Below are 12,906 nucleotides of genomic sequence, written 5' to 3' on the forward strand. Positions count from 1 at the left end.
CATCATGGACATGATCCGCATCTCCCGCGCCAAGCGCGAGCTTGCGGAAGCGAAGGCCGGCAAGGCCGAGGCCGCCTCGACCAAGGCCGTCGAGACGACAAGAGCCGCGCCCGAAAAGGCGCCGGCCAAGAGCCGCAAGTCCGCCCGCAGCAAGAAGCCGGGGACCGATGCGATCGTCACAGGCTCGATCGCCACATCGAAGACATCCGACGCTGCTCCCAAGGCCGGGACGTCGGCAAAGACCCGTGCGGCCGGCAAGAGCGGCGTCCGGGCCCTGATCGCCCGCCATGCGGCCGCCAAGGGCGTTCCGCTGGAACTGGCCGAAGCGGTGGTCAAGGTCGAGAGCAACTTCAACCCCAAGGCCCGCAGCCGCTCCGGCGCCGTCGGCCTGATGCAGATCCTGCCGCGCACCGCCCGTGCCTCGGCTTCAAGGGATCGGTGGCCCAGCTCTACGAGCCGGAAACCAATCTCCACTGGGGGATGACCTACCTGGCGGGCGCCTACAGGCTCGCCGGCGGCGACACCTGCGGCGCGGTCCTGCGCTACAACGCCGGCCACTATGCCAAGCGCATGACCGCGGGCGTCGCGCCTATTGCGCCAAGGTGAACCGCTACGTCGCCGCGCTCTGAGCAAGGTGCGTTCCGCATGACGCCTTGACGACGCGGAACCGAGCATGTCTAACCGGCGCGCCAGCCGGTTGGACGACCGCTGCCACGAGACGCGAAAGCGTGTGGGGGAGGAAAGTCCGGGCTCCACGGAAACACGGTGCCGGGTAACGCCCGGCGGGGGCGACCCCAGGGAAAGTGCCACAGAGATCGAACCGCCCGGGCATGCCCGGGTAAGGGTGAAAAGGTGGGGTAAGAGCCCACCGCGCTGCCGGCAACGGGAGCGGCATGGCAAACCCCACCGGGAGCAAGACCGAATAGGGGCGGCGCGGGCCTTCGGGCCCGGTTCGTTTCCGAGCCAGCCGCCCGGGTGGGTTGCGCGAGGCGTCCGGTAACGGGCGTCCCAGATGAATGGTCGTCGGGCGGGTCTTCCCGCCAACAGAACCCGGCTTACAGACCGGCTGGCACCGGTTCCACAGACCTCATCCGTCGAGATTGAGGCGCCGCGCGCGCCAGGGTCGGCGGCGTCCGGCCCCGCTCCTACGCCGGAAAGCGCGGAAAACCGCTGCCACGTTCATGCCACGATTGGTTCAGCCTCGGTTCAGGATGGAACCGGCATTGTCCAGCATGCGTTGAACTCGCATCACGGATGCGCCCCGCGCCGCGGGGCAGGAGGAAGCCATGAACACTTCGATCGAAACCATCAAGTCGGCCTCGCGCCGCGGTCTGTCGGCGCTGCTCGCTGCGACGATGGCCGTCGGATCGATCACGGTGGTCAGCCTGCCGCTGACGACGACCGAGGCCAGCGCGGGTGACCGCATCTGGTATCGTGACCGCGGGCACCATCGCCACTATCGGCCCGGCCCGGTGGCCCGTCGTCATGTGTGGGGCAGCCACGCGCCGCGCTACGTCAATCGCCGCTATTACGGCGGCCGCTACTACTACGGCAATCGCGGCTACAGCAATGGCGATCTCGCCGCTGCCGGCGTCGTCGGTCTTGCCGCCGGTGCGCTGCTCGGCGCGGCCGTGACGGCGCCGCCGAGGGTCACCTACGCGCCGGCGCCGGCCTACTCGGCCAACGGGGTTCCCGGTGCGGGCGGCTATCCGCCGTTCTCGGCCGGCTGGCACAGCTACTGCAGCTCGAAGTACCGGTCGTTCGATGCCGGCTCGGGCACCTATCTCGGCTACGACGGTTATCGCCACTATTGCCAGTGAAGACATTCGGGCGCGGCTGCGGCCCCGCCCGTTCCTGCTTCTCCCTGGAAGACCCCTGCGCCGACGCCCCCTCGTGTCGGCGCTTCTTTTTGGGCCGGTCTCAGAGACCCTTTGCCAGCGCCTGATCCAGATCGGCAATGATGTCGTCGATGTCCTCGATGCCGACCGACAGGCGCACCACGTCCGGACCCGCGCCGGCCACCACCTTCTGCGCGTCGGTCAGCTGCCGGTGCGTGGTCGAGGCCGGGTGGATGATCAGCGAACGTGTGTCGCCGATGTTCGCAAGATGCGAGAACAGCTCGACATTCTTCACCAGGGCCACGCCGGCGTCATAGCCGCCCTTGAGACCGAAGGTGAACACCGCGCCGGCGCCCTTCGGCAGGTATTTCTGCTGCAACTGGTGATGCCGGTCGCCGGGAAGCCCGGCATAGGACACCCAGGCGACCGCCTCGTGGTCGGCCAGCCAGCTGGCGGCCTTCAGCGCGTTGTCGCTGTGGCGCTGCATGCGCAGCGGCAGGGTCTCGATGCCGGTGAGGATCAGGAAGGCGTTCATCGGCGAAATCGCCGGGCCGAGGTCGCGCAGGCCCAGCACCCGTGCGGCGATGGCGAAGGCGAAGTTGCCGAAGGTCTCGTGCAGCACCATGCCGCCATATTCGGGGCGCGGCTCCGACAGCATCGGATAGCGCCCCTCGCGCGACCAGTCGAAACTGCCGGCGTCGACGAGCACGCCGCCCATGGAATTGCCGTGGCCGCCGAGGAATTTCGTCAGCGAATGGATGACGATGTCGGCGCCATGCTCGATCGGCCGGCAGAGATAGGGGGAGGCAAGGGTGTTGTCGACGATCAGCGGCACGCCGGCGCGCTTGGCCACCTTCGAGATCGCCTCGATGTCGGTGACGACGCCGCCCGGATTGGCAAGACTCTCGATGAAGATCGCCTTCGTGCGCGGGCTGACCGCCTGCTCGAAGGAGGAGATGTCGTCCGGATCGGCCCAGACCACGTTCCAGCCGAAGTTCTTGAACGAGTGATTGAACTGGTTGATCGAGCCGCCATAGAGCTTCTTGGACGCCACGAATTCGTCGCCCGGCTTCATCAGCGTGTGGAACGCCAGCATCTGCGCGGCATGGCCGGACGCGACCGCCAGCGCCGCCGTGCCGCCTTCCAGCGCCGCCACGCGCTCTTCCAGCACGGCGGTCGTCGGGTTGGTGATGCGGGTGTAGATGTTGCCGAAGCTGCAGGCCGAACAGCGCGGCCGCGTGGTCGACGTCGTCGAAGACGAAGGACGTCGTCTGGTAGATCGGCGTCGCGCGGGCGCCGGTCGTGGGGTCCGGCTGGGCGCCGGCATGAATGGCGAGCGTGGAAAAGCCGGGGGTCTGGTCTGACGCCATGATGTTCTGATCCTCCGTGACATGAAAACAGGGGCCGCCGGGGCGGCCCCCGATGGGGTGCCGGGTCAGCCGGCGTCGGGGTAGAGCCGCTGATGCTCGATCTTGGGGCAGCGGTCCATCACCACCTTGACGCCCGCGGCCTCGGCCACTTCAGCCGCCTCGTCGTTGCGCACGCCGAGCTGCAGCCAGATGACCTTCGGCAGGGTGCCGAGTTCGAGCGCCTCGGCGACGACGCCGGCGGCGGCCTCGGAATTGCGGAACACGTCGACCATGTCGATCGGCTCGGGAATGTCGGCAAGGCTGGCATAGGCCGGCACGCCGGCGATGGTGCCGCCGGGCTTTGCCGCCGGATTGACCGCGAACATCCTGTAGCCCTGCGCGTCGAGGAAGCGCGTCACGTAGTTGCTCGGGCGGTCGTCCTTGTCGCTGGCGCCCACCACCGCGATGGTCTGCACGCCGGCCAGGATCTCGCGGATATAGTCGTTGGAATAGTCGTCATGGTTCATCTGATTGTCACTCCAGTGTCAGCCGTCCAGCGGCGTCCTTGGCGAAGAACGGATTGTGGGCCACCTCCCAGAGGTGGCCGTCGGGGTCGGCGAAATAGCCCGAGTAGCCGCCCCAGAACACTTTCTGCGGCGATTTCACGAGGCGCGCGCCGGCGGCGACCGCCTCGGCAATGATCCGGTCCACCTCGGCCTCGCTGTCGGCATTGTGGGCGAGGGTGATGCCGCGAAAGCCGTTGCCGCCCGAGGGCACGCCGACATCCTCGGCCAGCGCCACGCGCCCGTAGAGGCCGAGCACCACGCCGGACAGCTGGATGAAGGTCACGCTCTCCTGCGAAGCGGCGGCGCGGCGCCAGCCGAGCGCCTCGTAGAAGGCGGTGGCGCGGTCGAGATCGTCGACGCCGAGCGTGACGAGATGAAGATGCGGGGCCACACTCATGGGTCAGCGTCTCCACACCGGCCGGCGCTTCTCGAGAAAGGCGCCAATCCCTTCCAACGCGTCCGGCTCCAGAAGGTTGCGGGCCATCACGGCTCCGGCGAGGGCATAGGCCTCACCGAGCGGCAGGCCGGACTGGGCGTGGACGAGCGCCTTGCCGGTGGCGATCGCCGCGCCGGATTTCGAGGCGATCAGCGCGGCGAGCGCCATCGTCGCGTCGGTGAGGGCATCATCCGCCACCACCCGGTTGACGAGCCCGATCTCGGCCGCGCGGGGCGCGTCGATCGGCCTGCCCGTCAGGAGCATCTCCATTGCATGCTTGGGCGCGACGGTGCGGGTGAGGGCGACCGAGGGCGTGGAGCAGAACAGGCCGATGTCGACGCCCGGCGTGCAGAAGCGGGCCTGGTCGCCGGCGAGGGCAAGATCGCAGCTGGCGACGAGCTGGCAGCCGGCGGCGGTGGCGATGCCGCGCACTTCGGCGATCACCGGTTTCTGCAGCGTCGCGACCGTCGTCATCAGCGCCGAACAGGCGCCCATCAGATCCTCGAAGGCGGCGTGACCGCCGTCCGGCGCGTCGCGCATCGCGGTGATCTCGCGCAGGTCATGGCCGGCGCTGAAGGCGGGACCGTCCCCGGCCAGCACGACGACGCGAATCGCCGGATCGGCGACCGCGCGGGTGAGCGCGTCCGAGAGGGTGTCGATCATCGCCCGGGACAGGGCGTTGCGGCGCTTCACGTCGCACAGGACGATCCGCCGCACCGCGCCGGTGTCGGTCTCCTCGACCAGCCGTGTCGTCTCCACGTTCACCGCGGACCTCCCGTATCCCGGCGGCCTTGTTCTGTCGCCTCAGGGAGGCGGCCGTCCGTTTGCGGCGATCCTATGCGCATTCGTGCGCTGCGGCCAAGCGACGGCGTTCCAAATCTCTTTGTCTTTGCGGAGGATCTCGCCGACAGTCGGTGCAGCCGCAGCAAAATCGGCCGGAGGACAGACATGCAGCCGCTGATGACCGTCGACGAGCTCAACGCCTTTCTCGCCGCCGAGTATCCGGAACTGAACGGGGAGGACGCGCCGGCTTTCGCGGCGTCGGCGGTGGCGCCCGGGCGAACCGACGTGCGCTTCGTGGCCGGGCTTGCGCATCTGCGGCCCGGCGGCACGGTTTCCGGCCCGTCGATGATGACGCTGGCGGACATCGCCTGCTGGCTGGTGATCCTCGCCCACGTCGGCACGGTGGCCCTGACCGTGACGACCCATCTCTCCATCGATTTCCTGAGAAAGCCTGCGCCGGGCGCGCTGATCGGCCGGGCGCGGCTGATGAAGCTCGGCAGCCGGCTCGCCATCGCCGACTGCGACATCGTCTCGGAGGCCGACGGCGCTCTCGTCGCCCACGCCTCGGCGACCTACTCGATCCCGCCCAAAAGGTGAAGACTTCTCTTTGTGTCAGAAGATCCTGACATGTCAGGATCTTCTGACGTTACGGCCTGACCGGCCGGCGCCCGGTCGGGCGCCTCCTCACGCGCAAAGGTGACCTTGGTCACCTTCGCGCGCTCGGTGTCACGCCGCCAGCGGCTCGAAGTCGAGGGTGGCGACCACCGGCACGTGGTCGGAGGGCTTTTCCCAGGCGCGCACTTGCGAATCGACGGCGACAGCGACGAGGCGGTCGGCGGCCTGCGGCGAGAGCATCAGGTGGTCGATGCGGATGCCGTTGTTCTTCTGCCAGGCGCCGGCCTGATAGTCCCAGAAGGAGTAGATGCCGGCCGCGTCCGTCGTCGCCCGCAGCGCGTCGGTGTAGCCGAGCGCGCAGAGTTCGCGGAAGGCCGCCCGGCTTTCGGGCTGGAACAGCGCGTCGCCCAGCCAGTCGGCGGGGTTGCGGCAGTCCTTCGGCTCGGGGATGACGTTGTAGTCGCCGGCCAGAACCAGCGGCTCCTCCAGCGCCAGCCGGTCGCGGGCGAAGGCGTGCAGGCGCTTCATCCAGGCAAGCTTGTAGGGAAACTTCGGGCTGTCGACCGGGTTGCCGTTGGGCAGATAGAGCGAGACCACCCGCAGCACGCCGCCCTTCACCGACACCACGGCCTCGAGGAAGCGCGACTGCTCGTCGCGTCGTCGCCGGGCAGGCGCGGGGTGACGTCCTCCAGCGGAAAGCGCGACAGGATCGCGACGCCGTTGAAGCCCTTCTGGCCGTGGGTGACGACGTTGTAGCCGAGGCGCTCGATCGCCTCGCGCGGAAAGCCCTCGTCGACCGACTTGATCTCCTGCAGGCAGACGATGTCCGGCCCGTCCTGGCTCAGCCACTCGCACAACGTCTCGATGCGGGCCTTCACGCCGTTGATGTTCCAGGTGGCGATGCGGATCATGAACGGGCTCTCAGGGTCACGAGGGATCGATCGGGCGGCGGCTCATCAGGCCGATGGTATTGCCGGCCGGATCGCGAAGGAAGGCCATCCACTCGGCCTGGCCGGGCGACCCGAACAGGCCGGCGGCATCCTCGAACACCAGCGTCGGCGGCACGTCGAACGACACGCCCGCCGCCGAAAGGTCGCGCACCGCAGCTTCCAGATCGGGAACGACGAGATAGACCGCGCCCGGCGTCGTCTCCGGCGCGAAGAACAGCCGGACCCGGCCGACGAGCAGGAAGGCGATCCCCGGCGGCTCGAAGCGGGCGTGGGTGGCAATGCCGAGGGTGCCGTTCCAGAAGGCGAGCGTGGCGTCGAGGTCGCCCGCCGAAAGCGCCACCTGGCCCATGCCTCTCACATCGATCATTCCGCTCTCCCGTGGTGAGGGTACTGTCGTGCCATGGGACGGACGGCCCCGATGGGCTCTAGCCTGTCACGACCGATTCGCACCGCCGCAGGGTAACAGGCCGGACCGATGTTCGCCGAACTCGCGCTCTATCTTCTCTCCGCCGGCCATCTCGCGGGCCACCGCAACGGTCGGCTCGAGGCCTCCGTGGGGCTGTGGTCACGCGGAAGGCGGTGCCGGACCGCCTGGGCGCCCCACGAGGCGGCAACGAAGGCAGCAATTCTTCAGTCCGTTCAGCGGCTGCAGCGCCGCCGCAGCGTTGCCGTGCTCGGCTCCGGCGTGCTGCGCGACGTGCCGCTGGCGGAGCTCTCGGCGGCCTTCAGGTCGGTGGTTCTGGTCGACGTGGTGCATCTGCTCCCCGCCCGGCTTGCCGCCCGCCGCCACGGAAACGTCTTCTGCGTGACAGCGGATCTTTCGGGGCTTACCGGACTGAGCGAGGGCCATCTGGATCTCGTGTCACCGCTGGCCGTTCTCGAGGCGATCGACGATCTCGATCTGGTCGTGTCCGTCAATCTGCTGTCGCAGCTTGGCCTTGGCATGATCCGGGTGGTGGAGGCCCATCCCGGGGCGGACGAGACGGAGGATCTCCCCGCCAAGGTCGTCGGGCTGCATCTCGCCGCGCTCCGCGCCGTCGGCCGGTCGGTATGCCTTGTCACCGACACCGACTGCGAGGTCCAGAACCGCTCTGGGATGGTGGTCGAGCAGGAGAATCTGCTGCGCGGCCATCGATTGCCGGCGCCTGCAGACGCGTGGAACTGGGAGGTCGCCCCGTTCGGCGAGGAGGCACGGGACCTGCGCCGCGTCCACCGGGTCGAGGCGCATCCGTTCTTTTCGGGCTGGTGAGACAGCCAGGTCGTCAGACGGCGAAGCTGGTGCCGCAGCCGCAGGAGGCGGTGGCGTTCGGGTTCTTCACCTGGAACGACTGGCCGATCAGGTCGTCGACGAAGTCGATCTCCGATCCCGCCATGAAGGGCAGGGACACCTGGTCGACGAGCACGGTCACGCCGTTCTTCTCGATGACGAGATCGTCGTCGGCACGGTCGGTGACGAGGTCGAACTTGTAGGAGAAGCCGGAGCAGCCGCCGCCTTCGACCGAGACGCGCAGGGCCGAGGCGCCGACTTCACGTGCGAGAATGCGGGCGATGCGTTTTGCCGCCCGGTCGGTGACGGAAACAGGGCCGTCGAGAAGGGTGTCCATGGCCACGTTGCTCATCTGCGTCTTTCCTCGCCACCTGAATGATCCACGATACGGGCGATCTGTCGGCGGCTCTTGTCAGTCACTTGTCATACTAGGTAAGTAGCGAGGCGGGGGGCGTCAATCGCCACGGGCCGGTTCATGGCCGTCTCCGTCCTGCCGAGAGGCCGTTCCGCCGGGAGAAGCGCCAGTGACCCAGTCTCCCGGCTACGGTGCCGAGCCACGGGCGCCCTTCGCGGTCGACCCGTCCGCCTCGCGCGGCCGGCGGCATCCGGAACCGGTGAGCCCGACGCGCACGCCGTTCCAGCGCGACCGCGACCGCATCGTCCATTCCACGGCCTTCCGGCGGCTCAAGGACAAGACCCAGGTCTTCGTTCACAGCGAGGGCGATCACTACCGCACGCGGCTCACCCACACGATCGAGGTGGCGCAGATCGCCCGGGCGCTCGCCCGCGCCTTCCGCATCGACGAGGATCTCGCCGAAGCCCTCGCGCTCGCCCACGATCTCGGCCACACGCCCTTCGGCCACACCGGCGAGGATGCCCTCGACGCGATGATGCGCCCTTTCGGGGGATTCGACCACAATGCCCAGTCGCTGCGGATCGTCACGCGGCTGGAGCGCCGCTATGCCGAGTTCGACGGGCTCAATCTCGCCTGGGAGACGCTGGAGGGGCTGGTCAAGCACAACGGCCCGCTGACCGACGCGGCCGGCACGCCGATCGGCGTCTACGCGGCCTCGGGTTTGCCGGCGGCGCTGGTCGATTACGAGGGCCACGCCGACCTGATGCTCTGGTCGTGGCCGGGGGCGGAGGCGCAGGCAGCCGCCATCTCCGATGACATCGCCTACGACGCCCACGATCTCGACGACGGCCTCAGGGCGCATCTGTTCGAACTGTCGGATCTGGAAGACCTGCCCCTCGTCGGGCCGACGCTGCACGCGATCCGCCGCCGCTATCCGGGGATCGAACGCAGCCGGGCGATCCACGAACTGACGCGGCGGCTGATCACCCTGATGATCGAGGACGTGATCGGCGAGGGGCTGGCGCGGCTTGCCGCGGCGGCGCCGGCGTCCGCCGACGAGGTGCGCAGCCTCGGCCGGCCGGTGATCGGCTTCTCGGAGACGATGCAGGCGGTCGACAGCGCGCTGAAGGGCTTCCTGTTCCCGCGCATGTACCGCCATCCGGAGATCGTCCGCGTGCGGCGCGAGGCGGCGCGGGTGGTTCAGGATCTCTTCCGCTGGTACATGGCGAACCCGGAGACCCTGCCGGCCGAATGGTGCGAGGGCCACCGCGAGATCGGCGAGGCGAAGCTGGCGCGCCGCGTCGCCGACTATGTGGCCGGCATGAGCGACCGCTTTGCGGTGACCGAACACGCCCGCTGGTTTGACGATACGCCGGAATTGCGATAGGCGCTCCACCGTCATGTCGTCGCAAAGTAGCCGGAAACGGGCGGTTTGCGGGAGACCGGTGCCTCGCCGGACCGGCCGAGGCGGACCGCATGGTCAGGTTGCGCCGCGGTGACAGAGCAACATCAGTCTCTTTCAGTCATTTCTTAAAGTCGCGCATCAGGAAACGTCATGAACGTCTTCACGGTCTTCGCCGAACGGGTCAAAGCTGCCATCGCCTCGCTGGAGCCTTCGGTCGGCGCCGCCGATCTTGCCCGCGTCGTGGTCGAGCCGCCGCGCGATCCGGCCCACGGCGATCTGGCGACCAACGCGGCAATGGTGCTGGCCAAGCCCCTCGGCGCCAAGCCGCGCGAACTTGCCGAACGCATCGCCGCCGTGCTGAAGACCGACGCCGATGTCGCCGCCGTCGAGATCGCTGGCCCGGGCTTCATCAACCTGCGGCTGGTGCCGACCTACTGGACCACACTGCTGGGCGCGATCCTCGCTGATCCGGACAGCTACGGCCGCTCGCAGATGGGCCGCGACCGCAAGGTCAACGTCGAGTATGTCTCGGCCAATCCGACCGGGCCGATGCATGTCGGTCATTGCCGCGGCGCCGTGGTCGGCGACGCGCTGGCCTCGCTGCTGGCCCAGGCCGGCTATGACGTCACCCGCGAATATTACATCAACGACGCCGGCGGCCAGATCGACGTGCTCGCCCGCTCCGCGCTCTACCGCTACCGCGAGGCGCTCGGCGAGGTGGACGGAGCGGTGCCCGAGGGTCTCTACCCGGGCGACTATCTGGTGCCGGTCGGCGTGCGGCTTGCCGCCGAGAACGGCCGGGCGCTGCTGGATATGGACGAGGCTGCGCCTTCGACATCGTCAAGCCCGTCGTCATTTCCATGATGATGGACATGATCCGCGACGACCTCGCGCTGCTCGGCGTGAAGCACGACGTGTTCTTTTCCGAAAAGAGCCTCCACGACCGCGACGGCAACGCCAGCGAAATCGACCGGATGCTCGATGAACTCCGGGAGCGCGATCTTGTCTATCAGGGCAGCCTGCCGCCGCCGAAGGGCCAGCTTCCCGACGACTGGGAGGACCGCGAGCAGACCCTGTTCCGGGCGAGCGGCTATGGCGACGACACCGACCGGGCGCTGATGAAGTCCGACGGCAGCTACACCTATTTTGCCGCCGACGTGGCTTATTTCCGCTCCAAGTTCCAGCGCGGCTTCGAGGAGATGATCTTCATCCTCGGCGCCGACCATGGCGGCTACGTCAAGCGGCTGGAGGCGGTCGGCAAGGCCGTGTCCGGGGGCAGGGCGAAGGTGATCGTCCGGCTCTGCCAGCTGGTGAAGCTCTACCGCAACGGCGAGCCCTTCAAGATGTCGAAGCGGGCCGGCGACTTCGTCACCCTGCGCGACGTGGTGGAGGAGGTCGGCCGCGACGCGGTACGCTTCATGATGCTGATGCGCAAGAACGATGCGCCGCTCGACTTCGACTTCGTGAAGGTCAAGGAACAGTCGAAGGACAACCCGGTCTTCTACGTGCAGTATGCCCATGCCCGGGTGCGCTCGGTGCTGCGCCAGGCCGGCGAGCAGCGCCCGAGCTTGCCGCCGCCGATCCGCGCGAGGCGGACCTGACGCTTCTGTCCGACGAGAGCGAGGTGCAGCTCATCCGCCGCCTCGCCGAGTTCCCGCGCATCGTGGAGAGCGCGGCCGAGGCGCACGAGCCGCACCGGATCGCGTTCTATCTCTCCGAACTCGCCGCCGATTTCCATGGCCACTGGAACCGCGGCAAGGACCGGTCGGAATTACGCTTTATTAATCTTAACGAACCACAGTTGACGAAAGCTCGCCTCGCGTTCGTGGGCGCGATCGCCTATGTATTGGCCGCCGGACTGGCTATACTCGGCGTGTCGGCCCCGGACGAGATGCGGTGAGGCCATTGCCGGCCTTCGTTGCCGGCATGACAGCACCGGCGGGCCTGGCTCCGAACCAAAAGCCGAGTGTCCATGTTCAATCTTCGTCGCCAAAAGCCTCCCGTCGATCCGGATGAGCAGCAGTTCGAAGCTGGCGGCTGGGATGACAACGATCCGCTCGCCGAACTGAGCCGCCTCCTCGGCGACGACCTCAGAGGGGCCGGGCAGGGCGCGCCGCATGGCCATGCGCAGGCCGATGACGCCTATGACGATGACCGCTATCGCGAGGCCGACGGCTACCTGACCGAAGAGGACTACATCGCCGCCCACGAGGCGGAGATGGCCGAGGCCGGCTGGTACGAGGACGAGGCCGCCGAGCCCTACGCCGCCGAGCCCTACGCCGCCGAACCCTACGCCTATGAGGACGAGGGCCATGCCGCCGCGGGTTATCCCGCCGGTGCCGGCTACGAGGCCGCCGCCGATGATGGCTACGGCGCGATCCCGCCGACGACTATGCCGCCGACGCGGACATGAACCATCACCTGGAATCGGCGATGGACGCCGACCTGCGCGGCGGTCTGCATCCTGACATTCCCATGGTCGCGGGCGCCGCGGCTGCAGCCGGCGTGGCGGCTGCCGCCGTCTCGGCCCGGGCGCGTCGCCGCGAACTCGCCGATCCCTGGCTGGCCGACGAGACCGGCTATGCCGCGGCCGGCGACGACGCCCTGAGCGCCTATGGCCGCCCCGGGCCGCGACGACGAACCGCCGCGCGTCGAACACGGCACGCTGCCGCCGCATGCGGCCAGCGAACTCGCTGCCTCGCCCGGCCGGGGCAGGCGCTCCGGCGTGCTGTTCGCCCTGCTCGGCATCGCCGCCTTGGGCGGTCTCGGCGCGCTCGCCTGGGGCCTGACAGGCGGCGTCACCGGATCGGCGCCGGAAATCGTCCGCGCGCCCGAAGGTCCGTTCAAGATCGTTCCCGATCCCGCCCAGGCGGCCGAGGACGAGGAATCCCTCGACGGAGCCGTCGTCTTCGATCCTGCGACGGGCGCTGCCAAGAGCGAGGAGCGCCTGGTGTCGACCGACGCCGCCGTTCCCGACCTGCCGGGCGTCGACAGCGTGACCACCTCGCGCATCGTCCTGCCGGACGGCGAGGAGGTCGTCGACGACCGTCCGATCGAGGTCGGTCCGCGCAAGGTCCGCACCGTTCTCGTCCGCCCGGACGGCACCATCATCTCGGCCCCCGAGCAGCGGCCGGTCTCGTCCACGACCCAGGCACCGGCGCCGAATGCCGACGATGCGCTGCTGGCGCAGGCGCCGGTACTGCCGCTGCCCACGGACACCGATACCGCAACCCTGCCGGACCTCGGCACCAACGCCGTCGACACGACGCCGGTCGCCGGCCTGCCCGGCGAGGAGGCCGCGCCGCCGGCCCTGCCGGAGGCGGAAGCCCCGCCGGTTCGCCG

10 protein-coding genes, 1 other RNA gene and 5 pseudogenes are annotated in these 12,906 nt (G+C 68.7%); 9 read left to right on the forward strand and 7 right to left on the reverse strand.

Features of this window, described 5'->3' with window-relative positions; genetic code table 11:
• Positions 1–10 precede the first annotated feature (10 nt).
• The 3 genes and pseudogenes from A6302_RS16630 to A6302_RS16640 all read left to right on the forward strand — a co-directional run bounded on the left by A6302_RS16630 (position 11) and on the right by A6302_RS16640 (position 1,820).
• Positions 11–606 (forward strand): annotated as a pseudogene (locus A6302_RS16630) (lytic transglycosylase domain-containing protein).
• An 83-nt stretch (positions 607–689) separates the two neighbouring features.
• Positions 690–1,074: RNase P RNA component class A (rnpB, locus tag A6302_RS16635), an RNA gene on the forward strand.
• A 212-nt stretch (positions 1,075–1,286) separates the two neighbouring features.
• Positions 1,287–1,820 carry a BA14K family protein gene (locus tag A6302_RS16640; protein ID WP_069307980.1) on the forward strand — a complete coding sequence of 178 codons (534 nt, stop codon included), beginning with the start codon at positions 1,287–1,289 and terminating at the stop codon, positions 1,818–1,820.
• Positions 1,821–1,920: 100 nt separating this feature from the next.
• Here A6302_RS16640 and A6302_RS16645 read toward each other — a convergent pair.
• From A6302_RS16645 to A6302_RS16660, 4 genes and pseudogenes are all read right to left on the reverse strand, one after another.
• A pseudogene (locus A6302_RS16645) lies at positions 1,921–3,208 on the reverse strand (O-acetylhomoserine aminocarboxypropyltransferase).
• A 65-nt stretch (positions 3,209–3,273) separates the two neighbouring features.
• Positions 3,274–3,714 carry a CoA-binding protein gene (locus A6302_RS16650; protein WP_069307981.1) on the reverse strand — a complete coding sequence of 147 codons (441 nt, stop codon included), beginning with the start codon at positions 3,712–3,714 and terminating at the stop codon, positions 3,274–3,276.
• A gap of 7 nt (positions 3,715–3,721) precedes the next feature.
• Positions 3,722–4,150, reverse strand: a complete 429-nt coding sequence (locus A6302_RS16655; protein WP_069307982.1) for a VOC family protein — start codon at positions 4,148–4,150, stop codon at positions 3,722–3,724.
• A 3-nt stretch (positions 4,151–4,153) separates the two neighbouring features.
• A complete protein-coding gene (locus tag A6302_RS16660) occupies positions 4,154–4,954 on the reverse strand; it encodes an enoyl-CoA hydratase (RefSeq protein WP_210183364.1) in 801 nt (266 codons plus the stop codon).
• 183 nt (positions 4,955–5,137) lie between these two features.
• Between A6302_RS16660 and A6302_RS16665 the strand changes: the two genes are divergently transcribed.
• A complete protein-coding gene (locus tag A6302_RS16665) occupies positions 5,138–5,569 on the forward strand; it encodes a PaaI family thioesterase (protein WP_069307983.1) in 432 nt (143 codons plus the stop codon).
• A gap of 129 nt (positions 5,570–5,698) precedes the next feature.
• On the opposite strand, the pseudogene xth reads toward A6302_RS16665, so the two are convergent.
• Positions 5,699–6,495: pseudogene (gene xth, locus A6302_RS16670) on the reverse strand (exodeoxyribonuclease III).
• 19 nt (positions 6,496–6,514) lie between these two features.
• A complete protein-coding gene (locus A6302_RS16675; RefSeq protein ID WP_069307984.1) occupies positions 6,515–6,904 on the reverse strand; it encodes a VOC family protein in 390 nt (129 codons plus the stop codon).
• Between the two features lie 108 nt (positions 6,905–7,012).
• Between A6302_RS16675 and A6302_RS16680 the strand changes: the two genes are divergently transcribed.
• Positions 7,013–7,786 carry a hypothetical protein gene (locus A6302_RS16680; protein WP_069307985.1) on the forward strand — a complete coding sequence of 258 codons (774 nt, stop codon included), beginning with the start codon at positions 7,013–7,015 and terminating at the stop codon, positions 7,784–7,786.
• A gap of 13 nt (positions 7,787–7,799) precedes the next feature.
• Here the strand turns inward: A6302_RS16680 and erpA are convergent, their stop codons facing one another.
• Entirely contained in the window at positions 7,800–8,141 is a 342-nt protein-coding gene (gene erpA / locus A6302_RS16685) for an iron-sulfur cluster insertion protein ErpA (protein WP_069307989.1), read from the reverse strand.
• A gap of 187 nt (positions 8,142–8,328) precedes the next feature.
• On the opposite strand from erpA, the gene A6302_RS16690 reads away from it, so the two are divergent.
• The 4 genes and pseudogenes from A6302_RS16690 to A6302_RS16705 all read left to right on the forward strand — a co-directional run.
• A complete protein-coding gene (locus tag A6302_RS16690; protein WP_069307986.1) occupies positions 8,329–9,546 on the forward strand; it encodes a deoxyguanosinetriphosphate triphosphohydrolase in 1,218 nt (405 codons plus the stop codon).
• Between the two features lie 168 nt (positions 9,547–9,714).
• Positions 9,715–11,464: pseudogene (gene argS / locus A6302_RS16695) on the forward strand (arginine--tRNA ligase).
• Positions 11,465–11,536: 72 nt separating this feature from the next.
• A complete protein-coding gene (locus tag A6302_RS16700; RefSeq protein WP_069307987.1) occupies positions 11,537–11,977 on the forward strand; it encodes a hypothetical protein in 441 nt (146 codons plus the stop codon).
• A gap of 201 nt (positions 11,978–12,178) precedes the next feature.
• Positions 12,179–12,906, forward strand: a pseudogene (locus A6302_RS16705) (hypothetical protein); the annotation flags it as partial.

Origin of the sequence: Methylobrevis pamukkalensis (assembly GCF_001720135.1) — a bacterium.
Classification (GTDB): Bacteria; Pseudomonadota; Alphaproteobacteria; order Rhizobiales; family Pleomorphomonadaceae; genus Methylobrevis; species Methylobrevis pamukkalensis.